24 protein-coding genes are annotated in these 24,180 nt (G+C 54.6%); 17 read left to right on the top strand and 7 right to left on the bottom strand.

What is annotated here, in order from left to right:
* Nucleotides 1-2: 2 nt before the first annotated feature.
* The 15 genes from INT32_RS01580 (at nucleotide 3) to fdx (ending at nucleotide 13,848) form a co-directional block, all read left to right on the top strand.
* Nucleotides 3-1,043: a CDP-6-deoxy-delta-3,4-glucoseen reductase gene (locus INT32_RS01580; RefSeq protein WP_193086969.1), complete on the top strand. Its 1,041-nt coding sequence runs from the start codon at nucleotides 3-5 to the stop codon at nucleotides 1,041-1,043.
* Between the two features lie 204 nt (nucleotides 1,044-1,247).
* Nucleotides 1,248-3,863 (top strand): alanine--tRNA ligase, encoded by a 2,616-nt coding sequence (gene alaS, locus INT32_RS01575; protein WP_193086968.1) that lies wholly within the window; start codon nucleotides 1,248-1,250, stop codon nucleotides 3,861-3,863.
* Nucleotides 3,864-3,943: 80 nt separating this feature from the next.
* Nucleotides 3,944-4,183, top strand: coding sequence for a sulfurtransferase TusA family protein (locus tag INT32_RS01570; RefSeq protein WP_100696267.1), 240 nt, complete (start codon nucleotides 3,944-3,946; stop codon nucleotides 4,181-4,183).
* A gap of 120 nt (nucleotides 4,184-4,303) precedes the next feature.
* Nucleotides 4,304-4,561: a 30S ribosomal protein S16 gene (rpsP, locus tag INT32_RS01565; RefSeq protein WP_193087241.1), complete on the top strand. Its 258-nt coding sequence runs from the start codon at nucleotides 4,304-4,306 to the stop codon at nucleotides 4,559-4,561.
* Between the two features lie 325 nt (nucleotides 4,562-4,886).
* On the top strand, nucleotides 4,887-5,477 hold the full coding sequence (gene rimM / locus INT32_RS01560) for a ribosome maturation factor RimM (RefSeq protein WP_193086967.1): 591 nt from the start codon (nucleotides 4,887-4,889) through the stop codon (nucleotides 5,475-5,477).
* Nucleotides 5,477-6,259 carry a tRNA (guanosine(37)-N1)-methyltransferase TrmD gene (trmD, locus tag INT32_RS01555; protein WP_193086966.1) on the top strand — a complete coding sequence of 261 codons (783 nt, stop codon included), beginning with the start codon at nucleotides 5,477-5,479 and terminating at the stop codon, nucleotides 6,257-6,259. Before rimM ends, trmD begins: the two co-directional genes overlap by 1 nt.
* Before the next feature lie 194 nt (nucleotides 6,260-6,453).
* Nucleotides 6,454-7,458, top strand: coding sequence for an LLM class flavin-dependent oxidoreductase (locus INT32_RS01550; RefSeq protein ID WP_193086965.1), 1,005 nt, complete (start codon nucleotides 6,454-6,456; stop codon nucleotides 7,456-7,458).
* A 301-nt stretch (nucleotides 7,459-7,759) separates the two neighbouring features.
* Complete coding sequence (locus INT32_RS01545) at nucleotides 7,760-8,251, top strand: low molecular weight protein-tyrosine-phosphatase (RefSeq protein WP_193087240.1); 492 nt, start codon at nucleotides 7,760-7,762, stop codon at nucleotides 8,249-8,251.
* Nucleotides 8,252-8,613: 362 nt separating this feature from the next.
* Complete coding sequence (locus INT32_RS01540; RefSeq protein WP_014750522.1) at nucleotides 8,614-9,117, top strand: Fe-S cluster assembly transcription factor; 504 nt, start codon at nucleotides 8,614-8,616, stop codon at nucleotides 9,115-9,117.
* Between the two features lie 15 nt (nucleotides 9,118-9,132).
* Nucleotides 9,133-10,344 carry an IscS subfamily cysteine desulfurase gene (locus INT32_RS01535; protein WP_193086964.1) on the top strand — a complete coding sequence of 404 codons (1,212 nt, stop codon included), beginning with the start codon at nucleotides 9,133-9,135 and terminating at the stop codon, nucleotides 10,342-10,344.
* 20 nt (nucleotides 10,345-10,364) lie between these two features.
* The gene (gene iscU / locus INT32_RS01530; RefSeq protein WP_193086963.1) at nucleotides 10,365-10,748 is read left to right on the top strand and encodes a Fe-S cluster assembly scaffold IscU; all 384 of its coding nucleotides are present in this window, start codon (nucleotides 10,365-10,367) and stop codon (nucleotides 10,746-10,748) included.
* A 5-nt stretch (nucleotides 10,749-10,753) separates the two neighbouring features.
* The gene (gene iscA / locus INT32_RS01525) at nucleotides 10,754-11,077 is read left to right on the top strand and encodes an iron-sulfur cluster assembly protein IscA (protein WP_193086962.1); all 324 of its coding nucleotides are present in this window, start codon (nucleotides 10,754-10,756) and stop codon (nucleotides 11,075-11,077) included.
* Nucleotides 11,078-11,079: 2 nt separating this feature from the next.
* A complete protein-coding gene (gene hscB / locus INT32_RS01520; protein ID WP_370540149.1) occupies nucleotides 11,080-11,607 on the top strand; it encodes a Fe-S protein assembly co-chaperone HscB in 528 nt (175 codons plus the stop codon).
* Nucleotides 11,608-11,619: 12 nt separating this feature from the next.
* Entirely contained in the window at nucleotides 11,620-13,482 is a 1,863-nt protein-coding gene (hscA, locus tag INT32_RS01515) for a Fe-S protein assembly chaperone HscA (RefSeq protein ID WP_193086961.1), read from the top strand.
* A gap of 24 nt (nucleotides 13,483-13,506) precedes the next feature.
* A complete protein-coding gene (gene fdx / locus INT32_RS01510; RefSeq protein WP_193086960.1) occupies nucleotides 13,507-13,848 on the top strand; it encodes an ISC system 2Fe-2S type ferredoxin in 342 nt (113 codons plus the stop codon).
* Nucleotides 13,849-14,858: 1,010 nt separating this feature from the next.
* On the opposite strand, the gene INT32_RS01505 is transcribed toward fdx, so the two are convergent.
* The 7 genes from INT32_RS01505 to INT32_RS01480 all read right to left on the bottom strand — a co-directional run bounded on the left by INT32_RS01505 (nucleotide 14,859) and on the right by INT32_RS01480 (nucleotide 22,365).
* Nucleotides 14,859-16,973, bottom strand: a complete 2,115-nt coding sequence (locus INT32_RS01505) for an acetate--CoA ligase family protein (RefSeq protein ID WP_193086959.1) — start codon at nucleotides 16,971-16,973, stop codon at nucleotides 14,859-14,861.
* Nucleotides 16,974-16,996: 23 nt separating this feature from the next.
* Nucleotides 16,997-17,986, bottom strand: coding sequence for a YhdH/YhfP family quinone oxidoreductase (locus INT32_RS01500; RefSeq protein WP_193086958.1), 990 nt, complete (start codon nucleotides 17,984-17,986; stop codon nucleotides 16,997-16,999).
* 9 nt (nucleotides 17,987-17,995) lie between these two features.
* Nucleotides 17,996-19,153: an acyl-CoA dehydrogenase family protein gene (locus tag INT32_RS01495; protein ID WP_193086957.1), complete on the bottom strand. Its 1,158-nt coding sequence runs from the start codon at nucleotides 19,151-19,153 to the stop codon at nucleotides 17,996-17,998.
* An 18-nt stretch (nucleotides 19,154-19,171) separates the two neighbouring features.
* A complete protein-coding gene (locus INT32_RS01490; RefSeq protein WP_193086956.1) occupies nucleotides 19,172-20,134 on the bottom strand; it encodes a tripartite tricarboxylate transporter substrate binding protein in 963 nt (320 codons plus the stop codon).
* 20 nt (nucleotides 20,135-20,154) lie between these two features.
* A complete protein-coding gene (locus tag INT32_RS01485; RefSeq protein ID WP_370540161.1) occupies nucleotides 20,155-20,856 on the bottom strand; it encodes a Bug family tripartite tricarboxylate transporter substrate binding protein in 702 nt (233 codons plus the stop codon).
* Nucleotides 20,805-21,128 carry a Bug family tripartite tricarboxylate transporter substrate binding protein gene (locus INT32_RS22305; RefSeq protein ID WP_370540148.1) on the bottom strand — a complete coding sequence of 108 codons (324 nt, stop codon included), beginning with the start codon at nucleotides 21,126-21,128 and terminating at the stop codon, nucleotides 20,805-20,807. The genes INT32_RS01485 and INT32_RS22305 overlap by 52 nt, the downstream gene beginning before the upstream one ends.
* Before the next feature lie 70 nt (nucleotides 21,129-21,198).
* The gene (locus INT32_RS01480) at nucleotides 21,199-22,365 is read right to left on the bottom strand and encodes an acyl-CoA dehydrogenase family protein (RefSeq protein WP_193086955.1); all 1,167 of its coding nucleotides are present in this window, start codon (nucleotides 22,363-22,365) and stop codon (nucleotides 21,199-21,201) included.
* Between the two features lie 161 nt (nucleotides 22,366-22,526).
* Between INT32_RS01480 and INT32_RS01475 the strand changes: the two genes are divergently transcribed.
* Both INT32_RS01475 and INT32_RS01470 read left to right on the top strand, forming a co-directional pair.
* Nucleotides 22,527-23,321 carry an IclR family transcriptional regulator gene (locus INT32_RS01475; protein WP_193086954.1) on the top strand — a complete coding sequence of 265 codons (795 nt, stop codon included), beginning with the start codon at nucleotides 22,527-22,529 and terminating at the stop codon, nucleotides 23,319-23,321.
* Nucleotides 23,314-24,096, top strand: coding sequence for an IclR family transcriptional regulator (locus INT32_RS01470; RefSeq protein ID WP_193086953.1), 783 nt, complete (start codon nucleotides 23,314-23,316; stop codon nucleotides 24,094-24,096). Before INT32_RS01475 ends, INT32_RS01470 begins: the two co-directional genes overlap by 8 nt.
* The last annotated feature ends 84 nt before the right edge of the window (nucleotides 24,097-24,180 follow it).

Genomic DNA, 24,180 nt, shown 5'->3' with positions numbered 1-24,180 from the left:
TCGTGGGATATAAAGTGACGGTGCATCCCAGCAACCATCAATTTGAAACAGCAGAAGGGCAGACCATTCTGGACGCAGCACTCGGTGCGGGCTACGTGCTGCCCTATAGTTGTCGCAGCGGTTCCTGCTCTACCTGCAAGGGTAAGGTGCTGAGCGGTACATTCGAAGCCGGTCCGGCTCCAGCGCAGATTCTGTCGGCCGAAGACATCAGCGCCGGCTATACGCTGTTCTGTCAGGCACACGCGACCAGCGATATGGATATTGAGGTGCGCGAAGTACGTATGGCCAGCGACATTCAAATCCGCAAGATGCCGGCCCGGGTCATGGCGCTGGACAAAAAAGCCGATGATGTGATGGTCATGAGCTTGCAGCTGCCTGCCACTGAACCGTTTCGATATTATGCCGGACAATATATCGAGTTCATTTTGAAGGATGGCAAGCGGCGCAGCTTTTCCATGGCGACCGCGCCCAACGGCACGGAACCAGTAGAGCTGCATATCCGTCATCTGCCCGGTGGGGTGTTCACAGACCATGTTTTTGGCGCCGGCGCCACACAAATGAAGGTGCGTGAAATTGTGCGGGTAGAAGGTCCGCTGGGCTCGTTCTTTTTGCGCGACGACAGCGATAAGCCAATTATTTTCCTGGCCAGTGGAACCGGGTTTGCGCCCATCAAGGCGATGATGGAACACATTATTGCCAAGGGCATTACCCGTCCGGTCACGCTTTACTGGGGCGGGCGCCGCCCGCAGGATCTGTACATGAACGATCTGGCCCAGCAGTGGGCGCGCGATCTGCCTTTTTTCACGTACGTTCCGGTCATTTCTGACGCCACCGAGCAAGATGCGTGGACGGGCAGAATCGGTTTTGTGCATAAGGCAGTGATTCAGGATTATCCTGATTTGTCCGGACACCAGGTATATGCCTGCGGCGCGCCCATCGTGGTCAACAGTGCCCGCACCGAATACACCAGCTTTTGCGGATTGCCCGAGGATGATTTTTTTGCCGATTCGTTTACATCGGAAGCGGACGCCATTCATAACTGACACAGCGCGTGGTAATGATCTGAAGCCGGAGTGTCGCAGTGACGCACCGGCTTTTGTGCATTTGGGCGAGTTATATTCAGTATGTCGCAGTCTGTCGAGGTCAGGAAGCGACACATTACTTCGACATTTGCAGTGCTGATGCGCGCAATCGTCGAAAGTCATCTTATAATAACGGGTTACCAAATTTTTCTTCCATTTCTTACAATGAAAGTCGCTGACATCCGCCAGAAATTCCTGCACTTTTTTGAATCGAAGGGCCACACCATTGTGCCGTCTTCTTCATTGGTGCCGGGAAACGACCCCACTTTGCTGTTCACCAACTCCGGTATGGTGCAGTTCAAGGATGTATTCACTGGCAAGGAGGCGCGGCCCTATTCGCGTGCCACCACCTCGCAGCGTTGCCTGCGTGCCGGCGGCAAGCATAATGACTTGGAAAATGTCGGTTATACCGCCAGGCATCATACGTTTTTCGAAATGCTGGGTAATTTCAGCTTTGGCGACTATTTCAAGCAGGATGCCATTCGCTACGCCTGGCAATTGCTGACCACCGTCTACGGCCTGCCGGCCGATAAACTGTGGGTCACGGTCTACCAGGAAGACGACGAAGCCTATGATATCTGGCTCAAGGAAATTGGCGTTCCGGCAGAACGCATTATCCGCATTGGCGACAACAAGGGCGCACGCTATGCGTCCGACAATTTCTGGCAAATGGCAGATACCGGCCCTTGCGGTCCATGCTCGGAGATTTTCTATGATCACGGGCCCGATGTCTGGGGTGGTCCACCGGGATCGCCCGAAGAGGATGGCGACCGATACATCGAGGTCTGGAACCTGGTGTTCATGCAGTTCGAGCGCGACCAGCAGGGCAATATGACGCCGCTGCCACGGCCCTGTGTCGATACCGGCATGGGCCTGGAGCGTATCGCTGCGGTGTTGCAGCATGTGCATTCCAACTACGAAATCGATCTTTTCCAAAGCCTGATCAAGGCTGCGGCACGCGAGACCGGCACCAGCGACTTGTCCAATAATTCGCTCAAGGTCATTGCCGACCATATTCGTGCCTGCAGCTTTATGATTGTAGACGGCGTCATTCCCGGTAACGTTGGTCGCGGCTATGTGTTGCGCCGTATTGTTCGCCGCGCCCTGCGTCACGGTCATCAGTTGGGCAAGACAACACCGTTTTTCCACCAGCTGGTGACCGATCTGGTGGAGCAGATGGGCGAGGCCTATCCTGAATTGGCCAAATCGGCTGAACGCGTGACGTCCGTGATCCGTCAGGAAGAGGTGCGCTTCCAGGAAACCCTGGTCAACGGGATGCGCATACTGAACGATGAGCTGGCTGCGCTGGGCAAGGGTGGCGTGCTTGATGGCCAGACTGCCTTCCGTTTGTACGATACATTCGGTTTCCCATTCGATCTGACCGCCGACGTGTGTCGTGAGCGCGATTTCGGCGTTGATCAGGCGGGTTACGAGCAAGCCATGGCGCGCCAGAAGGCCCAGGCCAAAGCCAGCGGCAAGTTCAAGATGGCGACGAACCTGCAGTACGACGGTGCGCAAACTCGCTTCGAAGGCTATGAGCATCTGCAAACCACTGCAACCGTACAGGCACTCTATGTGGACGGTACGATGGTCGACCTGGTTCAGGAAGGTCAGGATGCCATTGTTGTGCTGGACAATACGCCGTTTTATGCCGAATCCGGCGGCCAGGTTGGCGACAGCGGGACCCTAGTCGGTTTCGGGTCGACTTTTGATGTTGTAGATACACAAAAAATCCAGGCCAATGTATTTGGCCATCACGGTACGGTCAGCCTGGGCTGTCTCAAGGTCGGCGATCAGGTCCAGGCTCAGGTAGACGCTGGGCGGCGTGCTGCCACCGTGCGCAACCACTCGGCCACGCACCTGTTGCACAAGGCGCTCAAGCAGGTCCTGGGCGAGCATGTGCAGCAGCGAGGTTCGCTGGTTGATCCCGATAAAACCCGCTTTGACTTTTCCCACGGCTCGCCGGTTACTGCCGCGCAGATCCGGGATGTGGAAGCGATAGTCAATAACGAGGTGTTGGCCAATAATGACGTGGCTGCGCGCGTGATGTCCTTTGATGAGGCCGTGGCGGACGGGGCCATGGCGTTGTTCGGCGAGAAATATGGCGACAGCGTAAGAGTCCTGGATATCGGTTTTTCGCGCGAACTGTGCGGCGGAACGCACGTGGCGCGCACCGGAGATATTGGCCTGTTCAAAATCGTTTCCGAGAGTGGTGTGGGTGAGGGCCTGCGGCGTGTGGAAGCCATTACCGGGCACAACGCTTTTGACTGGGTACAGAACCTCAATGCTTCGGTCCAGCAGGTCGCTGCCATTCTCAAGAGCAATCCTGCCGATTTGGTGGAAAGAGCCAGGTTGCAGCAGGAACAGCTGCGTGCGGCGGAAAAAGAAATGGATCGCATCAAGGCCAAACTGGCAGCAGCGTCCAGTGCCGATTTGTCATCTCAGGCAGTGTCGGTCAAGGGAGTGCAGTTGCTGGCCCTGGTCATTCCAAATGCCGATCCGAAGTCGCTGCGCGGTCTCATTGATAATCTGAAGAACACCCTCAAGAGCGCAATTGTGCTGCTGGCTACCGAAAGCGATGGTAAAGTCAGCGTGGCGGCTGGTGTCACACAGGACCTGACCGGTAAAGTGAAGGCGGGGGATCTGGTGTCCCATGTGTCTGCGCAAATCGGCGGCAAAGGTGGTGGTCGCCCCGATATGGCCATGGGCGGCGGCACCGATGCTGCGGCCTTGCCTGGTGCTGTGGCCGGCGTCCAAGAATGGGTGGAATCGCGGCTGTAAACAGCCGCAGAGGATCCGGCTGTGTCCCGGTCCTGCAATCATTTGCAGGGCGGGAGCTGGCTAATCTTAGGAAAATAGCTATGTCAGAAGATGTTGCGTTTGTTCAGGTGGTTGATGCGTCGGGATTAACTTGCCCGCTGCCCATATTGCGTGCAAAAAAAGCGCTGGCAACCATACAAAGCGGTGAGGTGTTGAAGATCATTACCACAGACCGCAATGCGATTCGTGATTTCCAGGCGTTTTCCAAGCAGACGCACAACCCGCTTTTATCTCAGGAAGAAACCGAGACGGGAGCCGTCCATTACCTTCAGAGACGCTAAGTCTGTTGTTTTAATTCGGTTTTTCAGATCAATTCGTGGAATTTTGTTGGCAGGCGGTGGAAATTGGTGCTATCATCTTCTGTTTTAAGAATTCCTGAACTCATTCACAAAGGTCTACCTATGGTGGTTATTCGTCTTGCCCGCGGTGGCTCAAAAAAACGCCCGTTCTATAATCTGGTTGCTGCCGATTCGCGCAACCGTCGTGACGGTCGTTTCATTGAGCGCGTCGGCTTTTACAATCCTGTGGCCAAAGAAGGCACAGAAGCCCTGCGGATCGCATCTGACCGCGTTACATACTGGGTCGATAACGGCGCTCAGCTGTCTCCCGCTGTTGCTCGTCTGGTTAAAGAACACTCGGCAAAAGTAACCAAAGCTTAAATTCAAAGCGTTCAAAGCAGCTTTATTCAAAAGCGGATTTTGCTTAAGGTTTGCTTCTGAATCAAGCGTCGGCGTTGCTTGTGCCTGTGTCAAACGGGTAAAAAGTACTGGCTCTGGCTCTGGCCCTGGCTTCATGCCGGGGCTTTGCCATTTGCGCTGTAGCCATTGGGTAAATCGATTTAACGTAAAATAGATCGTTCGATATTACTGTCCGATAAATCATCTAATAGTCGCATTTGTGGCTGAAATCAGCCTGCGAACGCACCTAGCCTGGCACTCCTATTTTGTTTTATCATCATTTGAATTTTCATTGCCTGGAGCTGGAATGAGCACGCTACCCGAGGATCTGGTTGAGCTAGGCCGCATTGTGTCTGCCTATGGCGTCAAGGGAATGGTAAAAATCCAGCCCTATTCAGACGACCGCAGCGCGTTGCTGGATATTGAGCAGTGGTGGCTGGCCCGTGTATCGCCTCGTAACGGCGCGCTGTTGTCTGCGCATACGCCTATTCATGTGCAGCGGGTGCGGGAGCAGGGCGCCGATCTGGTGGCCGCGCTGGAGGGCGTTACTGATCGCGATCAGGCCGAGGCCATGAAAGGCACGTCGATTTTTGCGTCCCGCAGCCTGTTTCCTTCGGCGCCAGACGATGAATATTACTGGGTTGATCTGATCGGCAGCCGGGTCTATCTTGAGGATGGCGGCCAGCTAGCCGGTATTGTCCTGGAAGTGATGGACAATGGCGCGCACGGTGTGTTGCGGGTTGCCCGGCACCAGGCCGATGAACGGGGCGAGCCGGCGCCTATGCTCGACGCCAAAGGGCGCGTTCAGGAATGGCTGGTGCCTTTTGTCAGCGAACATGTGCCGGAAGTGGATGTGGCGGCTCGCCGTATTGTGACCCGTTTTCCCCTGGATTTCTAATGCGGTTTGATGTGATTACCCTGTTTCCTGAATTGTTCACGGCGGTGAGCGATTCAGGCGTCACGGGCAGGGCACATCGGCAGGGCATCTGGTCGGTCAATACCTGGAACCCCAGAAGCTACACCACAGATGTGCATCATACGGTCGATGATCGTCCCTATGGTGGTGGGCCCGGTATGGTTATGCTCAGTCAGCCGCTTGAGCGTGCGCTGATGGCGGTGCGCTCGCATCAGCAGGCTCAGGGGGTATCACCGTTACCTGTTATTCTGATGAGCCCCGTAGGGCGTCGTTTTGACCAGGCTGTCGCCCAGTCGCTCGCCGCCACGCCGGGTGCGATTCTGCTTTGTGGCCGCTACGAAGGTATTGATCAGCGCTTTGTCGAGCAGTATGTAGACGATGAACTGTCTTTGGGTGATTTTGTGCTCTCGGGCGGAGAAATTGCCGCCATGGCAATCATGGATGCCGTTGTCAGGTTGCTGCCCGAGGTATTGCATACGGCCGATTCTGCTATTCAGGATTCTTTTCAGCCGTCATTGTCCGGTCTGCTGGACAGTCCTCATTACACGCGCCCGGAGGTATTTAATGGCGTATCGGTACCCTCGGTGCTGTCCTCGGGTCATCATAAAAATATTGCACGCTGGAGGCGAGAGGCCTCGCTTGCGCTCACTGCCAGCCGTCGCCCGGATCTGATCGATGCTGCCCGACAAAAGGGCTGGCTGACCGGCGAGGATGAGGCATTTTTGCGAACGCTGTCCTCGGCATGTAATGGACAGTCATGCTAAGGAAAGGGTTTTTGTCGCTTCGGGTCTTTGCCTGTATTACTATTGCTTAGTCAACTAATTTTTCGTGCGGATCGTTCCGATCAGCCCATGTGCTGCACATTTGCGTCGCTTGCCCGGCGTAGCGCGCTGATCGTCTGTACTTATACCTTCAGGCCTGTCAAAGGTGCCTGCTGTCTGATTTTTGCGAGGCCGTTGTGATTCCATTTTCAGTATTAGATTTATCTCCCGTCAATGAAGGCGAAACCACCCGCGAAGCGCTACATCATTCCCTGAAGCTGGCGCAGACCGCCGAAAAGCTGGGTTATCGCCGCTTCTGGATGGCCGAACACCACAATATGCCGGGGATTGCCAGTGCGGCGACCTCGGTTGCGCTCGGGTTTATTGCGGGTGGCACGCAATCGATCCGGGTTGGATCGGGCGGCGTCATGTTGCCGAATCATTCGCCGCTGGTGATTGCCGAGCAATTTGGTACGCTGGCATCGCTGTATCCAGATCGTATCGATCTGGGGCTTGGTCGTGCGCCCGGTACGGATATGACAACGGCCCGGGCATTGCGGCGCGACATCCATGCTGCCGCAGAGCGATTTCCTGAAGATGTTCAGGAGTTGCAGGCCTATTTTGAAGATGCGCGACCAGGACAGGCTGTGCGGGCGGTGCCGGGCACCGGATTGCGAGTCCCCTTGTGGCTGCTGGGCTCCAGTCTGTATAGCGCCCAACTGGCGGCGCACCTGGGCCTACCCTTTGCATTTGCATCGCATTTTGCGCCTACCGATCTGATGCCCGCATTGTCGGTCTACCGGACCATGTTCCAGCCATCTGCCTATCTGGAAAAGCCGTATGCGGTGGCCTGTATCAACGTCATTGCCGCCGATACGGACGAAGAGGCCCGGTATCACTATACCTCTATGCAATTGGCGTCGATTCAGTTGTTCCGGGGCAAGCCGGGCAAAATGCCGCCTCCGGTTGACAATATCGATGCGCTGGTCACGCCTATGGAAAAGGCCAGTGTCGAGCAGAAGCTGGCTTATTCCATGGTCGGATCGCCCGCCACTGTACAGCATGGCGTAGAGCGCTTCATTGAGGCCACCGGCGTCAATGAGCTGATGATCACGTCGCGCATATATGACGTGCAGGCCAGGCTGACCTCCCTGGCCCTGACGGCGCCTATATTCAACCCAAATGTCAATATAAACGCCTGAGTTCGACTCATTGGGCTCGCCGCATGCAAGCGAAACCGGCAATTTGTGTGCCTTGCAACAACTGTTTTCCATCTATGCGCTATTTTGATGCAAAGATTGCATGAAAGTTGTGCTGCGCACTAAATATTTGGCTTTGGGCTATTTTCACTTGAATTTAAAGCGTGTATGATTTAGGTATCCTCATGCAATTCGATTCATGGGTCTTAGCATCTTGATTTTTAAGAAAAAATCTCTATATAACTCGTATTGAAACGTAAATAACTCTTGCCTTTCTTAGGGTTTTCCATCACACTATATGGCTATGGTCACTAAAGTTCTTTTTGTATGCATGGGCAATATTTGTCGCTCTCCCGCTGCGGAGGGGGTCTTTCGTCGCCTTGTCGAAGAGGCGGGCTTACAGGACTCCATCACGACAGATTCGGCCGGAACTCAGGACTACCATATTGGTGATCCTCCGGACGGTCGTGCCCAATTGGTGTCAAGAAAACGCGGCTACGATATTTCCCAATGCCGCGCCCGACAGGTCACTCCCAATGATTTCAAGGAGTTCGATCTGATTCTTGCAATGGATTGGGATAATCTGTCGTATTTGCAGCAACTTTGTCCGAAGCCGCAACAGCACAAGCTGATGCTGCTGATGCGATTTGCCAACGACTACGAAGAGGCGACGGTGCCGGATCCCTATTATGGTGGTCTGGACAGCTTCACACGTATGCTCGACTACCTCGAAGACGCCTGTCAGGGCGTGTTCGAGATCATCAGCAAGCGCGTCAAGCAATATCAGGCGGCTTAAGGCTTAAGGCTTAAGGCTTAAGGCTTAAGGCTTAAGGCTTATGTAGTATCACTGCACGCTCAGGGCTCTGACACCTTGCATACGGGCCGTCTCGCGCCGAGCACCGAACCGGTAGCGCTTGCGGTCCAGGGGGTAAGCAGTCAATCTGACATCCCCCGGTTTTATGCCCGGTTACTCAACGACGGGAAAAAGCAGTTTCAACCTGTTTGTCTTCCTGTCTACTGACTCCCCAGCCGGCATTTCCTCTCCCTGTACGGGCATTTCGCAACACCTTTTTATTGCATCGCATTAATCCCTAGTAATTTACTAGGGATTTTGCTATACTTGAGTAAATTACTAGGTTTATTGGCAAAGGATTCGCTATGCGTCTTACTACAAAAGGTCGTTTCGCTGTTACCGCCATGATTGATCTCGCTCTGCGCCAGAATGGCGGGCCTATTACCCTTGCGGCAATCAGCCAGCGGCAGAATATTTCCCTGTCCTATCTGGAACAGTTGTTTGGCAAGCTGCGTCGTCACGAACTGGTCGACAGTGTGCGCGGACCCGGGGGGGGTTACACCCTGGCCAAGTTCGCCCGCGAAATCACCATTGCAGACATTATTTTTGCGGTTGACGAGCCCATCGACGCCACCAGCTGTGGCAGCAAGACAGACTGTTCAACCGGCAAGAACGGGTCACTCAGCGGCAAATGCATGACGCACGACCTGTGGACCCGATTGAATCGTACTGTTGTGGATTATCTGGACTCGGTTTCCCTGCAGGATCTGGTCGATCAGCAGCGCATGCGCCAGCTTGAGCACCAGACCGATTCCCCGGTTGTACAAATGAAAAAGACACCTGATGCCCTGGCATCTGTTATCGCTTAATCAGTGGAGTATAGAATGCTTAAATTACCCGTTTATCTGGACTATTCAGCGACCACCCCGGTAGATCCTGAGGTAGTTGAGAAAATGGTGCCATGGCTTTATGAAGAGTTTGGCAACCCCGCCTCGCGCAGTCACTCTTTTGGCTGGACAGCAGAAGAGGCTGTCGAAAACGCCAGAAAGCAGGTAGCTGATCTGGTCAACGCCGATCCACGTGAAATCGTGTGGACGTCCGGCGCAACAGAATCAAATAACCTGGCGATCAAGGGCGCTGCCAATTTCTACAAAGAACGTGGCAAGCACCTGATTACGGTGAAAACCGAGCACAAGGCTGTGCTCGATACGATGCGGGAACTGGAGCGCCAGGGGTTTGAAGTGACCTACCTGAACGTCCAGGACAACGGCCTGATCGATATGGACGTTCTGAAGGCGGCCATTCGCCCCGATACCATACTGATTTCAGTCATGTTCGTGAATAACGAAGTTGGCGTCATCCAGGACATTCCGGCCATCGGCGAGCTGTGCCGTGAAAAAGGCATCATTTTCCACGTGGATGCAGCCCAGGCTACCGGCAAGGTAGATATTGATCTGGCCACGCTGAAAGTGGACCTGATGTCCTTTTCAGCGCACAAAACAAACGGCCCCAAAGGTATCGGCGCCCTGTACATCCGTCGCAAACCGCGCATTCGCATTGAAGCGCAAATCCATGGTGGCGGTCATGAACGAGGATTCCGTTCCGGCACGCTCGCGACCCACCAGATCGTGGGCATGGGTGAAGCGTTCCGCCTGGCCAAGGAAAAAAGCCATACCGAAAGCGAACGTATTCGTGCGTTGCGTGATCGCTTGTGGAATGGGTTGTCCTCGATTGAAGAAGTGTATCTGAACGGCGATATGGAAAAACGCGTGCCGCATAATCTGAACGTCAGCTTCAATTACGTGGAAGGTGAGTCGCTCATCATGGCAATCAAGGAGCTGGCCGTATCCAGTGGTTCTGCCTGTACCTCTGCCAGCCTTGAGCCATCTTATGTACTGCGTGCGCTGGGTCGCAATGACGAATTGGCACACAGTTCCATCCGGTTTACCATCGGTCGCTTCACAACCGAAGAAGAAATCGATTACGCTGTCGAACTCATCAAGTCCCGGGTCGACAAACTGCGCGATATGTCTCCCCTGTGGGAAATGGCCAAGGAAGGCATCGATCTGGACAGTGTTCAGTGGGCAGCGCATTAACAGTTTCAGGAGAAATTATCATGGCATACAGCAACAAAGTTCTTGATCACTATGAAAATCCTCGTAACGTAGGTTCGTTCGAGAAAGGCGACGAGTCTATCGGTACCGGTATGGTTGGCGCTCCGGCTTGTGGCGATGTGATGAAACTGCAGATCAAGGTCAGCCAGGACGGCGTGATCGAAGACGCACGCTTTAAAACCTATGGCTGCGGTTCTGCCATTGCCTCCAGTTCGCTGGTTACCGAATGGGTAAAAGGCAAGACGCTGGATCAGGCGCTGGACATTCGCAATAAGCAAATTGCCGAAGAACTGGCACTGCCACCGGTGAAAATTCACTGCTCTATTCTGGCTGAAGACGCCATCAAGGCGGCAGTTCAGGATTACAAAGACAAACATACAGGTTAAGCACAATGGCAATTACCTTATCTCCGAAAGCGGCGCAACACATTGAACGCTACCTCCAAAAGCGTGGTAAGGGGATTGGTCTGCGCCTGGGTGTACGCACTACCGGCTGTTCCGGTATGGCGTACAAACTTGAATATGTTGACGAACCGGATGCGGCTGACGAAGTATTTGAAAGCCACGGCGTGAAGGTCTTCGTAGAAGCGAAAAGCCTGCCCTATATCGACGGCACCGAGCTTGATTATGCCCGTGAGGGATTGAATGAAGGTTTTAAATTCACCAATCCCAATGAAAAAGCAGCCTGCGGCTGCGGCGAATCATTTACGGTGTAAACGTGGCAGAGCAGGCAGCATCGCATTTCTCGTTATTCGGTTTACCTGAGCAGTTCGCCGTGTCATTGCCCGACCTGGAACAGACATGGAAAACCGTGTCTGCCAGGGTGCATCCCGACCGTTACTCCACAGCATCGGCTGCCGAGAAACGGATCGCCATGCAATGGTCATCGCGCATCAACGAAGCCTATCAGGTCCTCAAAAATCCGCTGGCGCGGGCACGCTATTTGTGTGAACGGGCAGGGGCCGACATTGGCGCCGAAAACAATACGGCCATGGCCCCGCAATTTCTGATGGCACAGATGGAGTGGCACGAAGCGCTGGATGAGTTACGCGACCGGCCTGATGCACAGCGCGTGCGCGAATTTTTGCACACACTGGAGCAGGCCGAGACCGACTTGTATGCGCAGCTGCAAACGCTGCTCGATGTCCAGAAGGACATCCCGGCGGCAACCGCAAAAGTGCGCGAAGGCATGTTCATTTCGAAAATCCATCAGGACGCCAAAGCGTTGTTGCGTCAACCTAAATAGAATTTTCAAAGCATGGCACTCTTACAGATTTCCGAACCCGGAGACTCTCCGGTCCCCCATCAACGTCGTTTCGCTGTTGGTATTGATCTGGGCACGACCCACTCGCTGGTTGCCGCAGTGCGCAACAGCATTCCCGAAGTCCTGGCCGACGAGAACGGCAAGGAACTGTTGCCGTCTGTTGTGCGATACCTGGATGACCAGGGCGTGGAAATTGGCTACCCGGCCGTTCGCAAGCAAAACACCGATCCGTTGAACACACTGGTTTCCGTCAAACGGCTTATGGGCCGCTCCTATGACGAAGCGATCAGCATGAAATTGCCCTATGAGTTTTCGCCAGGCGAGGGTACAGTGCGCATTCGTACTCGCCAGGGCGACAAAACACCGGTAGATGTCTCGGCGCAGATCCTGGCCAAATTGCGTCAGCGTGCCGAAGATGTGCTGGGCGACGATCTGGTGGGTGCGGTCATCACCGTGCCGGCTTATTTTGACGATACACAGCGTCAGGCAACCCGCGATGCCGCTCGCGTGGCGGGCCTGAACGTATTGCGCCTGCTGAACGAACCGACAGCGGCAGCGATTGCCTATGGGCTGGATAATGCCTCCGAAGGGATGTTCGCTGTATACGATCTGGGCGGCGGCACATTTGATATATCCATACTGCGCCTGAGCAAAGGCGTGTTTGAAGTGGTAGCCACTGGTGGTGACACGCAACTGGGTGGCGACGATTTTGACGAAGCCATAGTGGCCGATATCATGAAGCACCACAGCCAGGAGCAACTGACTGTCGCGGATCGCCGGCTTTTGCTCAGCCGCGCGCGTCAGATGCGGGAAAAACTCTCCGGCGCCACCAAGGCTGCCTTTGAGGTGTCATTGTCCAATGGCCTGAATATTGACCAGATGTTCCCCCAAAACCATTTCGAAAACATCAGCCGTCATCTGATTACACGGACGCTGACGCTGGTAGACGACGTGCTGCACAGTGCCGGGCTGGCCCTGCAACAGATCAATGGCGTGGTGCTGGTTGGTGGTGCGACCCGTATGCCGGTGGTGCGTAACCGCGTGCGCGAGTATTTCAATCAGCAACCGTTGACTGATCTGGATCCGGACAAAGTCGTGGCGCTTGGCGCAGCGCGCCAGGCGCATTTGCTGGCAGGCAACCGCGCCCCTGGCGAAGATTGGCTGCTGCTGGACGTGACGCCGCTGTCGTTGGGTTTGGAAACCATGGGCGGCCTGGTCGAGACAATCATTCCACGCAACAGCACCATTCCGGTAGCCCGCGCACAGGAATTTACGACCTACAAGGATGGGCAGACCGCCATGAGCATCCATGTGTTGCAGGGCGAACGCGACCTGGTCACCGATTGTCGCTCATTGGCGCGTTTTGAACTGCGGGACATCCCACCGATGGTGGCCGGTGCAGCGCGCATCCGCGTGACTTTCCAGGTGGATGCGGATGGACTGCTCAGTGTCACTGCCGCTGAGCAAAGCACCGGCAAAGAATCGCAGATTACCGTCAAACCCTCTTATGGTTTGACCGACGAACAGATTACCGCCATGTTGCAGGAAAGCATGCAGAACGCCGGCGAAGATTCAGAGCAGCGCATGCTGCGCGAACAGCAGGTAGATGCACGCCAGTTGATCGACTCAGTCAAGGCCGCCATGGAAAAAGACCGTGACCTGTTGAGCGAAGAGGAAATTCGCGACATTACCGAGCACATTCAATCGCTATCGGGTCTGTCCGATACCGATGATATAGTCGATTGGCGTGACGCCACTGACCGGTTGGCCAAGGTCACCGAAGATTTTGCTGCTCGTCGCATGGACAGAAGCATTCGCGATGCGCTCGCCGGCAAATCGCTTAACGATATCGCTTAACGATCTCATAACGGACCCAAGTTTATGCCCAAGATTACCGTATTGCCGCATCCCGATGTCTGCCCGGAAGGCGCCGTCATTAACGATGCACCAGAAGGCACATCCATTTGCAGGATTTTGCTAGACAATCATATTGAGATCGAACACGCCTGCGAACTGTCCTGTGCCTGCACCACCTGCCACGTCGTGATCAAGGAAGGTTTCAATTCAATGGAAGAAGCCACTGACGACGAGGAAGACTTGCTGGATAAAGCCTGGGGGTTGACCCCGGTATCGCGATTGTCATGTCAGGCAATGGTGGCCGATCAGGATCTGATTGTGGAAATTCCCAAGTACACTATCAATCATGCCAAGGAAAACCACTGACAGGTAGCCGCTAGCTGCCTTGCCAGCTGACCAGGAACGCCCCTGAATCCATTTGTGATTTTCAGGGGCGTTTTTGATTCAGGACGCGCGGTGCCGCGCCTTGGCATGGTGACTTGCCTGTAGGGTCGCGCAAGGTGATTCCATGGCGTTCAACGTCAGTCGTAGTGTCGAAGAATGTTGATTTTTGGCAAGATCATGACATGACCAGCGGCGCCAGCTGCATAGCGGACTCTGGGTGATTATTTCAAAAATGGATTGCTTCAGAAGCGGATCATTTTGAAAATGAATCACCTCATAAGAGGATCATTTCAAAAGCGGGTTCCTTCAAAATGATATGGGGGTAGATGACGCCCAGCAGGCCTGTGACCATTGTAGGCGGGAGCACCTGCGGATTTGTGCGGACTGGAGGCGGAGGCGTAGTGGTGGCCAATGCCCGGCAAATCACAAACAGCAGTAATACAAACATAGCCCGCGCTCTAAACCTCATGGGTCACCCCTGAGCCGTGTTTACTCACATTCCTGTTGGGTTGATTCGGGCTCATATAGTCGTCTTTTTCTCTCAACGTTGATGTGAAGGATGCACCTGTCTTGCCGGGACAGCGTCCTATGCAGCGTTTGATTAAAAATCCGAAAACGGTCTTGGCTTGTGCGTTGGCAAGACAATTAAGTTGCGGCAAGTGCAGGCCGAAATGACCATGCTGCAAGTACCCAAGTATGACGCATGTGATGCGAAATCGAATTGACACGGATCAAGAAAAAGGCCACCGCAGGTGAAAATTTTAGCAGTCAGCCTCGTGGCACGATTGGAGAGGCTGGCAACGAGTGCCGACGCTGCCGAATGCCAGATATCAGCCATGCAGGACGAGCCTGGATGGCATGCCAATGTCGGTTCACGAATGCAGGGCTCGGCATTTTTGCATTCAATGAACCAGTGTCCTTCTAAACAGCCGAAGCAGGCATGCAATTGAGCGCTTCTGGATGGACCTTCGGCCGGCGTAGCGCAGTCCGACTCAGTTCACCGGTTGAGCAGTTCGATTGCGAATAATGACGCCATCCAGTGCCAGTACCCCTTGTCCTTCAGGTAATGCAAGAATCGGATTGATATCGATTGACTCAATATACTCACGTTGCTCATAAGCTAATCTAGAGAGAGCGACCAGTGTGTCGGCAAGTGCCGGAATATCTGCCGGGCCCTGACCTCTGGCGCCAGAAAGCAATGCTGTTGCCCGAATTTCCTGAATCATTGAAAGGGCTTGCCCACGGTCGAACGGAGCAAGGCGAAAACTGACATCTTTCAGGATTTCTACAAAAATGCCTCCCAGCCCGAACATGACGACGGGGCCGAAAACAGCGTCGCGATGCACGCCCATAATGCACTCGATACCCCCATTGCGCATGGGTGCAACCAGTACGCCGTCAATTTTCGCCTGCGGCATTTTGGATTGCACAGACGATAATATGTCGTCGTAGGCGTGTGAGACTGCTTGGTCGCCTTTGATGCCAAGCTTGACGCCGCCCACATCACTTTTGTGCAGGATGTCGGCCGATACAATTTTCATCACGGCCGGACTATTCCACCGGCGGGCAATGGCTTGGGCTTCAGACGCTGAGTTTGCAACGGCAAACGGGATGACCGGGATTGTGGCATTGTTCAGCAGTGCCAATGAGTCTGCTTCATTGAGCGCGCCGACGCCTTCGGGCGGACTCACAGAAGACTGTCCGTCAGTCACTGCCGGGATCATTGCCGGCCGGTGACGCATGATTCTGGAAAGGGTACGGATTGCCACGCTTGGATCAGCAAACACCATCGACCCGCTTTGTTGCAGCACGTTTTTGCGTTCGGGTGGTAGCAGGGCGCTGATCGTCAGCGGTATATCAGGGTACTCAGTATGAAGCACGCTGACCAATTCCTGCAAATAGGGCCACAGTGTTTCCGAAGATCCAGCTGCCGCCAGAAAAATGGCCAGGGCGCCGTAGTTGCCAGTCGAAAGCAGATCGCGGCTGGTATCCAGAAGGATAGACAGGTCGGTCAGTGCATGGCCGGTCACATCGACAGGATTATTCGCACCAGCAAACGGAATACGGGCCAGTAGCCTGGCTTTCACTTCATCAGGCGGCGTTGGCAGGTTCAGCCTATGTTCATCTGCTTCATCGGCCATCAGTGCGCCGACACCGCCGGATATGGAAATAATGGCCAGGTTATGGTTGGCCGAACGGCGAGGCCATTTGCTCAGCGCCTGTCCCACGTTGAAAAATTCTTCAATTGTGTAGGCCCGAATTGCGCCGTACTGTTTGAACAGCGCGTCATAAACCGCATCATCACCGGCGAGCGCCGCGGTATGCGAGGCGGCAGCCAGAGCCCCCGAGTTTGTCCTGCCGATTTTGGTCACAACCACAGGCTTGCTGGCATTATTTGCTGCCGCCAGTGCACGCTTGAGTTTGTCGCCATTTTTGCAGCCTTCGATATAGGCCATGATAACGTTGGTATCGGGGTCGTCGACCAGCCATTGGATGCAGTCGGCAACATCAAGATCGCTTTCGTTTCCGGTACTGATCCAGCATGACAGGCCGAGATGGCGTTCGCGTGCCAGGCAATAGGCATACGCGCCGAAAGCGCCGCTTTGAGTGACCATGCCGACGTCGCCCGCCGGCAACCGGCCGTTGAGCGGAGCAGGGGAGAAGGTTGCATAGGTATGAGTGCGAACATTGATAAAGCCAAGACAGTTCGGTCCCAGCAACCGTATGTGCCGCTCCTGCGCAAAGGCACGAAGCTGTTGTTGCAATTGAAAGCCGGTATCTCCCACCTCGGCAAATCCGGAGCTGAAGATCACTGCGTTGCTAATCTGCCCAGGCCGGGATTTTTCAAGAGCAGCAAGTACATGGGCGGCGGGGACGGCAACAATGACAAGGTCAATCGCATCGTCGATATCGCTCAGACAGGCATGGCAGGGCAGGCCGTAAATCGTATTCTGCCTGGGGTTGACCGGATAAATTTTTCCGGCATATCCGGCCTCAAGAAGAAGCGCAATGGGTACGGCCCCCGATTGACCGGCCGTATTGGACGCGCCCAGAATGGCAATGCTCTTGGGCGAAAACAGAGAGTTCAGTGTCTGGCATGTATTCATATTAAGCATATCAACTAGGGGTTTCAAAGTGCCATGTCAATGACATTGCGACCGGTTGTCTTGCGTTCCAGCATTTGTTTCGTAACCTGTGGCAGGCTGCGCAGTGATACCACCTGGCAGATATCATCCAGATGATCGGGACGATAGACCGTAGCCAGCTTGTCCCAGATTTTCCTGCGCAGCGCCATCGGGCCGCCCGCGTTGATACCCAGCAGCTTGACTCCTCGCAGAATGAAAGGAAATACGCTGGTAGAAAGGCTGGCACCACCAGCGTTGCCGAAGGCGGTGATAATGCCTTCCGGTTTTGTTGTCCGGAGCAGCCAGGCCAGGACCGGGCCGCCCACCGAGTCAATGGCACCGGCCCACTGGCCGGAAGCAAGCGGTCCGTTCGGTGCAAGATCGGGAACCGCCATCACTCTGGCCGCGCCAAGCTTTTTGAGATAATCATGCGCCGCGTGCTTGCCGGTGATGGCGACCGCCTGATAGCCGCAATGATTCAATATGTCAATCGCAATGCTGGCGACGCCACCTGTCGCACCGGTGACAGCGATTTCGCCTTGATCGGGGCATAATCCGCACATCTCCATCCAGTGCAGTGCCAGTGCCGCAGTGTATCCGGCAGCGCCAAGCGTCGCTGCCTCGCGCAGGCTGAGTCCGGCAGGCAAGGGCAGAACCCAGTCGGACGACACACGCGCATACTGTGCATGCCCGCCGTCGTGCTCGACACCCAGTCCGAACCCGTGGACAACCACAGGATCTCCTTCTTTCAGTTGGCCGTTCGCAGACGAGACGATGTGCCCGCTCAAATCAATGCCACTGATGCGTGGATAATCCCGGACAATTTTTCCCTGACCGTTTGCAGCGAGTGCATCTTTATAGTTCACCCCGGCGAAAGCCACTTTGATGAGGGTGTCGCCTGGCGACAGGTCATCAACCTGCAGTTGCCGGATATGACTTTCGGGCGGCGTCTGCGCACCCGGAATCTCCAGGCGAAAGGCTGAGAATGAAGTCATGCTGTTTCCTTATGGAGTGGTGGAGGACTGTAAAATACGCCGTGCCAGGAACGCCCGGTGCAGCTCATTGGCACCATCGTAAATGCGAAACGGACGTGCTTCGCGCCAAATGCACGAGACAATGGTGTCATCCGATACGCCAAGCGCGCCCATCATCTGTACGCATCGATCGGCAACCCGGCCGACAGCTTCCGATACGAATATCTTTGTCATTGCAGATTCATTTTTTACCGACGTATGCTGATCCATTAGCGTGGCGCATTCCCGTGTCATGAGCCGGCTCGCATGCAGATCTATATGGGAGTCGGCAATCATGGCTTGAATCTGCTGCAGGTCCGATAAACGGTTACCAAAGGCGTCTCTTGTCTGCACATAGTCTTGCGCAACTTCCAGGGCACGCCTGGCCCGGCCGATAAATCGCATGCAATGTGAAAGACGAGCCGGTTCCAGGCGCAGTTGAATGTGCTTCATCCCCATGCCAATCTGGCCCAGCACGGCGCTATCAGGGACATGGCAGTTTTCAAGCTGGATTTCTGCATGACCGCCAATTTGGTAACCGGTGACGGTCGCGATATCCCGGGTGACACGATAGCCAGGCGTGTTAGTGGGAACGATAAACAGCGTCACACCCTCGTTCGTTTTTGCGGGGACAATGGCGAAATCGGCAGCAACGCCGCCACTGATGAATTTTTTGTGCCCATTGATCAGCCAGCCGTTTGTGCTCCGTGTTGCCTTGGTTTGCAACATATTGGGATCAGAACCTGCGCCGGGCGCCGGCTCGGTCATGGCAAAACACGCACGTTTTTCACCGCGGGTCAGCGGGCCGAGATAGGCCTGTTTTTGTTCTTCGGTGCCAAGATGTAGCAGGGTCAGCATATTCGGCTGATCCGGTGGCGCGCAATTGAGCGCAAGCGGACCGAGCATGCCGCGACCCGCCTCTTCAAAAACCTCGGCGCATTCGATCCAGTTCAAGCCGAGCCCACCCCATTCGCGGGGTAACTGCGGGCCGTAGATACCTGCTATCGTGGCTTGTGCACGCAGTTGCCTGCAGGCGGCATCCAGTTGAGCAACATCTTTTTCCAGCGCTGGGTGCTCAAGGGGTATCGCTACCGTATCGATAAAGTGCCTGACTTTATCCTTGAGGGATTCTGTTTTTTCATCCAACATAAGTCAATATGTCCTGGTTCAATTTTCTAGATGCAGATCGGCCTCACGAACAATGGCTTGCCATTTTTCGGATTCCTCGTGGATGTACTGCGTAAATTGTTCTGGTGTCCCGCCGACGGTGTGAATACCTTGTTGAAGCAGAAAGTCTTGTACCGATTTATCTTTGACCACGTCGTTAATCTGTGTATTCAACTTGCGGATCACCGCTGGCGGGGTGCCGGCCGGCGCAAGGACGCCCCACCAGGATGCCGCGACCACGGGGATGCCCAGTTCCTTGAGCGTTGGTATATCCGGCAGGGCAGGGCTGCGTTTGTCGGCGGCGATGGCCAATGGCACCAGGCGGCCTGCCTTCACCTGTCCGTAAGCGGGTGCCAGATTGTCAAAACTCAAGGGAACCTGATTGCCGGCGGCCGCAACGACGGCTTCGGCGCTACCCTTGTATGGCACATGTTGTAAATGCAGGCCTGTTTTGCGATTGAAGATTTCAGCTGCCATATGTGGAATGCTGCCAACCCCCGCGGTGGCATAAGATAAAGCCCTGCCTTGTTTGCTTTGGGTCCGAATGTCTTGAACCTTTTTGACGCTGGCATTGGGGCTGGTAAATATGTAAACCGGCACATCGGTTGCCAGCACGACCGGTGTCAGATCTGTTTTTACGTTATAGGGTAGCGTTTTATAAAATGCAGGATTGGTAGCCAGGTTTGCAGTGCCCATTAGCAGGGTATAACCATCGGGCTTGGCACGGACCACGTAGCTGGTGCCGATCTGCGTCGCACCACCTGCCTTGTTTTCGACAACAACCGGCTGCTTCAGTTTCCTGGCGAGCTTTTTGGCTATGATACGTGCCGCCGTATCCGTACCGCCGCCGGCGGCGTACGGAACAACAAGTGTGATTGGTTTGTTCGGATAGTCATTGGCCTGCACCAATGCAGGAAGCCCGGTCGCTGCAGATAGGGCGACGAGGAGAATCGTGTTTTTCATATCATTACTCCGGTGGCCTGTTAATTGACGCTGACATTGGTCTGTTTGATCATATCGGCCCACCAACGTGTTTCTTCACTGATCTGCTTCGCAAAGGCTTCTGGCGTATTGCCTTCGGGCTCTGCCCCCAGTTCGGTCAGGCGCTTGCGAATGTCGGGACGCTTTAACACTTGTATTGCCGCATCATGCAGAGCCCGGACAATGGGCTCCGGAGTGCCTTTGGATACCATCAAGCCCTTCCAGGCCATGATGACATAACCGTTAAGTCCCTGTTCTTCAAATGTAGGAACATTGGGCAGGGCCTCGGCTCTTTTTGAACTGGGCACGCCCAGTGCGTGAAGCTTTCCGCTAAGCACATGGGGCAATAGCGGCGGCATATTGTCAATCATCACACTGATATGGTTGGCCAACAGGTCACTAATCGCCGGGCCCGACCCCTTGTAGGGCACATGCTGCATTTTCAGACCCGCCATTTTATTCAGGAGTTCGCCTGCCAGATGTGCCGGACTTCCCGCGCCTGGAGAGCCGATGGACAGGGTCTGCGGGTGGTTCTTTGCGTAAGTAATGAACTCCTTGAGATTTTTGGCGGGGATTTCCGGATTGACGACCATCAGGTTGTGTTCTCGGGTCAATGCAGTTACGGGCACAAGATCCTTGCCGGGGCTGTAGTTCATCTCTTTGTACAGGCTGGGATTGATGACCGTTGGGCCCGCTGCTGCCAGAAGGACCGTATAGCCATCCGGCTTTGCCTTGGCGACAAAAAATGCCCCCCAATATTGCCGCCTGCCCCAGGTTTGTTTTCGACCACGATCACCTGGCCCAGAACAGGACGCATGGCTTCGGCAAGCAGCCGGCCCAAAATATCGGTTGATCCACCTGGCGCAAATGGGACAATCAGCCTGATCGGCTGGTCGGGATACGCGGCACTGGCTAAGCCGGGCGCGATACCGAATATGGCAGTTGCAATAATCGTGGCAATGGTTCTTTTCAACATGATAGTCTCCGTTGTTAATGTGCCTTCTGACGAGGCAATGCGGTACTGCGATGGAAAAATAACAGGGCCCTTAACGTGCGGGTTCGAAGCCGGCGCTTTTCAATGTCAGGCGGGCAATATTGAGTTGGTGAATCTGGCTGGTTCCTTCATACAGGCGGAACAGCCGTACATCGCGGTAGAAGCGTTCTATGCCAAAGTCCGCGATATAGCCATAGCCGCCAAACATCTGTACGCAACGATCGGCGACCCGCCCGCACATCTCCGAGCAAAAGTATTTGCAAATGGATGCGTTCATGGTGACGTCCTTGCCTTCGTCGCGCTCTCGAGCCGTTTGCAGCACAAGCGCTTTTGCCGTTTCAATGTCAGTTTTACAATCGGCGATCATTGCCTGGATCAATTGAAAATTCATCAGAGGCTGACCGAATTGAGAGCGTTTGCCCACAAACTGCATGGCTTCGTCCAGCATGCGGATTGCCGGACCAATACACAGCGCCGCCAGATGGATACGCTGTTTGTTCAATACTTTCATGGCGGTTTTGAAACCCATGCCTTCTATGCCGCCAATCAGGTTGGACGCGGGAACGCGGCAGTTGTCAAAATGCACTTCCGACACGGGTGAACCGGCCTGTCCCATTTTCTCGTATGGTTGCCCGGTAGTCAGGCCTGGCATGCTGCGTTCTACCAGAAATGCGGAAATACCGCCTGCTTTGCGGTTATCTGGATCGGTGCGAGCCATCACGGTAAATAGGTCGGCCAGCGGGGCATTGGTAATAAAGCATTTTGTGCCGTTAAGCACATAATGATCGCCTTCGCGTCTTGCAGTGGTCTGCAATGCAGTGGCATCTGAACCGGCTTCGGGTTCAGTCAAGGCAAAAGAACCAGTCATTCGTCCGCTGGCCAGTTCGGGCAGATAACGCTGCTTCTGTTCCGGTGTGCCATCGGCCACCAGCCCTTCGGATCCGATACCGGTATTGGTGCCTACACGTGCTCGAAATGCGACTGAGCATTGGGATAGCTCCATCGCGGCAAGGACCAGTTCTTCCGTTGTCATGCCGAGTCCGCCGTATTCCTCGGGTATCGAGTAGCCGAACATATTCTGCTTTGCCATGTCCCTGACAACATCGTCAGGAACCTCGTCGGATTGTGCAACGTGCTTCTCCTGTGGCACCAGGCGTTCTTGTACAAAACGTCGCAGTGAATCTAAAAACATGGTGAACGACTCGGGATCCCGCAGCATATTGATGCTCCTTGTCTGCTTTGGTTGGTGGTGCGATGGCTATAGTGCTAACGTTGTAAAAGCATAGCAATTTATATTTAATAGCGATATTATTGTTTTGATATATTGAATTTAAAGTTAATATACTTCGATTGTGAACCGTTTTTTTTTGGGCAGTCGGCATGAAAGACACAGATAGACACAGCGATCCCCGTTTTGCGACAACCGTAGCGCATGGCATGTCGGTCTTGCAGTGTTTCCGGATGGCAGAGCCCGCGCTCAGCAACAAAGAGCTGGCTGAACGGACGGGCCTGTCCAAAGCGACCATCTCGCGGCTGACCTATACCCTTGCGCTCAAGGGGCTATTGCTGTACGACGTGCAGTTGCGACGATACCGTCTGGGGGCCGGTATTCTGTCGCTGGCACATCCCATGCTTAGCGGTATTCGCTTGCGTCAAATGGCAAGACCCTACATGCGGGCGCTGGCTGATCATTGCGAAGGATCTGTGTCGCTTGGTCTGAATGACAAGCTGCATATGGTGTACATCGAAACCAGTCGAGGTCACGAGGTGATCGGCTATAGGCCGGATATCGGCGCTCGCCTGCCATTGCTGGCCTCAGCAATGGGGCGCGCCTGGCTGGCGAATGCGTCCTCGGAAATACGTGAACGCGTGCTGGATCAGATTCGTAGCGAAGATGCGTCGCAGTTGCAGATGCATGGTGCTGCCTGGGAGCGGGCCCGACATGACTGGAACACAAAAGGTTATTGCCTCTCTTATGGCGACTGGCAGGCTGATGTCCACGCGGTTGCGGTGGCGTTGCGCGATCCGGTAGGCGGCGACTACCTGGTCTTCAATTGCGGGGTGCCAGTATCAAGGCTGAAAGATAGAACCATTGAGACGGTCGCAGCCCGACCGTTGCTTGCTATGGTAGATGAAATAAATAAATGCCGGCTTCAGGAGGCACATAATGACTGACCCCGATAGCAAAGTCACTGATCCGCAATTTGCCTCGACGCTGGCTCAGGCAATTGACGTGCTTGCCTGCTTCAGATCAGGAGAGCCGACGCTGGGAAATAAGCAGATTTCGGTGCGTACCGGCCTGTCTCCGAGCACGATTGCCAGACTGACCCATACGCTTGTTCAGCTCGGATATTTGCGGCGCGCACCGCAGGGCAGGCGCTATTTGCTGGGACCGGCGCTACTGACATTGAGCTATCCACTTCTTGCGAGCTTGCAGTTAAGGCAGATTGCTCGTCCTCTGATGTTGCGGCTGGCGCTGGAGATCAACGGGGCTGTCTCACTGGTTATTCGGGATCGTTGTAATATGGTTTATGTGGAAACATCGCGCGCCAACGAAACCCTGCAAGCTCATCCCGATATTGGCGCCGCATTGCCCATGATGTCAACCGCTGCCGGCAAGGCCTGGCTTTGCCGCGCCTGCGCAGAAGAGCGCAATGCAGCCCTGAATCGCATTCGGGTGGAGCAGCCAGACCACTACAAGGCGCATCATCACAGTCTGGCCGCGACTTATCGAGAATTCGAGCGCTATGGTTATTGCTCGAATAACCAGCAATGGGTACCGCATTCGTTCGGCTTTGCGGTTCCCTTTGCGAAGCCGATAGATGGCAATATTTTTGTCCTAAACTGCGGTGTCCCAATCACTGATGGATCATTTGCCGAGCGCAACAGGCAAATCCCAAAACGGCTGCAGGTACTGATCAACAGTGTGCAAAATACGCTTGGTTTGTGAGCGCTTAATCAGTAAGTGCTGTAAGCAAAAAAACGACGCTGATCAATCGTTAGCAAACCGGCCATTTCCGTCATCGCCAGCAAA

Source organism: Advenella sp. FME57, from assembly GCF_014897675.1.
In the GTDB taxonomy this organism is placed as follows: Bacteria; Pseudomonadota; Gammaproteobacteria; order Burkholderiales; family Burkholderiaceae_B; genus Advenella.
Note: the sequence above shows the minus strand (reverse complement) of the source record. Positions and strands in the feature narration are given on the sequence as shown.

Excerpts from the sequence above, each read along its gene's own strand:
- fdx (WP_193086960.1), top strand. The coding sequence starts at position 13,507 with ATGCCCAAGATTACCGTATTGCCGCATCCCGATGTCTGCCCGGAAGGC.
- INT32_RS22305 (WP_370540148.1), bottom strand. The coding sequence starts at position 21,128 with ATGTTGAAAAGAACCATTGCCACGATTATTGCAACTGCCATATTCGGT.
- INT32_RS01540 (WP_014750522.1), top strand. The coding sequence starts at position 8,614 with ATGCGTCTTACTACAAAAGGTCGTTTCGCTGTTACCGCCATGATTGAT.
- hscA (WP_193086961.1), top strand. The coding sequence starts at position 11,620 with ATGGCACTCTTACAGATTTCCGAACCCGGAGACTCTCCGGTCCCCCAT.
- INT32_RS01470 (WP_193086953.1), top strand. The coding sequence starts at position 23,314 with ATGACTGACCCCGATAGCAAAGTCACTGATCCGCAATTTGCCTCGACG.
- INT32_RS01535 (WP_193086964.1), top strand. The coding sequence starts at position 9,133 with ATGCTTAAATTACCCGTTTATCTGGACTATTCAGCGACCACCCCGGTA.
- rimM (WP_193086967.1), top strand. The coding sequence starts at position 4,887 with ATGAGCACGCTACCCGAGGATCTGGTTGAGCTAGGCCGCATTGTGTCT.
- INT32_RS01495 (WP_193086957.1), bottom strand. The coding sequence starts at position 19,153 with ATGTTGGATGAAAAAACAGAATCCCTCAAGGATAAAGTCAGGCACTTT.
- INT32_RS01545 (WP_193087240.1), top strand. The coding sequence starts at position 7,760 with ATGGTCACTAAAGTTCTTTTTGTATGCATGGGCAATATTTGTCGCTCT.
- rpsP (WP_193087241.1), top strand. The coding sequence starts at position 4,304 with ATGGTGGTTATTCGTCTTGCCCGCGGTGGCTCAAAAAAACGCCCGTTC.
- INT32_RS01570 (WP_100696267.1), top strand. The coding sequence starts at position 3,944 with ATGTCAGAAGATGTTGCGTTTGTTCAGGTGGTTGATGCGTCGGGATTA.
- iscU (WP_193086963.1), top strand. The coding sequence starts at position 10,365 with ATGGCATACAGCAACAAAGTTCTTGATCACTATGAAAATCCTCGTAAC.
- trmD (WP_193086966.1), top strand. The coding sequence starts at position 5,477 with ATGCGGTTTGATGTGATTACCCTGTTTCCTGAATTGTTCACGGCGGTG.
- iscA (WP_193086962.1), top strand. The coding sequence starts at position 10,754 with ATGGCAATTACCTTATCTCCGAAAGCGGCGCAACACATTGAACGCTAC.
- INT32_RS01490 (WP_193086956.1), bottom strand. The coding sequence starts at position 20,134 with ATGAAAAACACGATTCTCCTCGTCGCCCTATCTGCAGCGACCGGGCTT.
- INT32_RS01480 (WP_193086955.1), bottom strand. The coding sequence starts at position 22,365 with ATGCTGCGGGATCCCGAGTCGTTCACCATGTTTTTAGATTCACTGCGA.
- INT32_RS01475 (WP_193086954.1), top strand. The coding sequence starts at position 22,527 with ATGAAAGACACAGATAGACACAGCGATCCCCGTTTTGCGACAACCGTA.
- INT32_RS01505 (WP_193086959.1), bottom strand. The coding sequence starts at position 16,973 with ATGAATACATGCCAGACACTGAACTCTCTGTTTTCGCCCAAGAGCATT.
- alaS (WP_193086968.1), top strand. The coding sequence starts at position 1,248 with ATGAAAGTCGCTGACATCCGCCAGAAATTCCTGCACTTTTTTGAATCG.
- INT32_RS01500 (WP_193086958.1), bottom strand. The coding sequence starts at position 17,986 with ATGACTTCATTCTCAGCCTTTCGCCTGGAGATTCCGGGTGCGCAGACG.